Below are 538 nucleotides of genomic sequence, written 5' to 3'. Positions count from 1 at the left end.
TCGTCCGCGACGGCAAAGGACGCAAGGACCGCGTCACCCTGCTGCCCGAGGCCCTGCGCGACCCGATCGCCCGGCAGATCGACGAGGCCCGCGCCGTCCACGCTGTCGACCTGGCCGAGGGCTACGGCTGTGTCTACCTGCCCGACGCGCTGGCCCGCAAATACCCGTCCGCCGACCGAGAGCCCGGCTGGCAGTACCTCTTTCCCGCCTCCCGGCGCGCCGTCGACCCCCGCTCCGGGGTCGTCCGCCGCCACCACCTCGACGAGCGAGCCCTGCAACGCGCCGTCAAGGACGCCGTCCGCGCCGCCGGCATCGCCAAGCCCGCCACCTGCCACACCTTCCGCCACAGCTTCGCCACCCACCTGCTCGAATCCGGCTCCGACATCCGCACCGTCCAGGAACTCCTCGGCCACCAGGACGTCCGCACCACCATGATCTACACCCACGTCCTCCAGTCCGGCCCCCTCGGCGTCCGCAGCCCCATCGACCTGCTCATCGGCTGAACCTCGCCCCCCACCCCCTTTGATGTGTCGGCGTA

The 538-nt window shown here is 71.7% G+C and carries 1 protein-coding gene; it reads left to right on the top strand.

From position 1 onward, the window contains the following. The coding region (locus HG800_RS26815) for a tyrosine-type recombinase/integrase (protein ID WP_169981480.1) at positions 1-503 on the top strand (503 nt) is incomplete at its 5' end. Between the last annotated feature and the right edge of the window lie 35 nt (positions 504-538).

The organism is Tautonia rosea (assembly GCF_012958305.1).
Classification (GTDB): Bacteria; Planctomycetota; Planctomycetia; order Isosphaerales; family Isosphaeraceae; genus Tautonia; species Tautonia rosea.
The sequence above is the reverse complement of the archived record's forward strand: the minus strand, read 5'-3'. Positions and strand labels throughout refer to the sequence as shown.